Below are 214 nucleotides of genomic sequence, written 5' to 3'. Positions count from 1 at the left end.
AGGCATTCTTAAAGGATCAGACACTTTGGCCGCTGTCTCTGTATATGGCGAATATCACCGCGGACAATGCGGGAGTATCGCTGATCGCATCACTGATTACACTTATGCCACCGCTTTTGATATTTATGTTCGGGCAGAAATATCTTGAACAAGGCATTATATCTTCTGGAATGAAGGACTAAAATATAAAAGGAGCTGTTTATGGAAAATGAAG

Annotated in this window: 1 pseudogene; it reads left to right on the top strand. The window is 41.1% G+C overall.

From position 1 onward, the window contains the following. Positions 1–182, top strand: a pseudogene (locus tag HJY11_RS14495) (carbohydrate ABC transporter permease); the annotation flags it as partial. Positions 183–214 lie beyond the last annotated feature (32 nt).

Origin of the sequence: Bittarella massiliensis (ex Durand et al. 2017) (genome assembly GCF_017566145.1) — a bacterium.
Taxonomy (GTDB): Bacteria; Bacillota; Clostridia; order Oscillospirales; family Ruminococcaceae; genus Bittarella; species Bittarella massiliensis_A.
The sequence above is the reverse complement of the archived record's forward strand: the minus strand, read 5'-3'. Positions and strand labels throughout refer to the sequence as shown.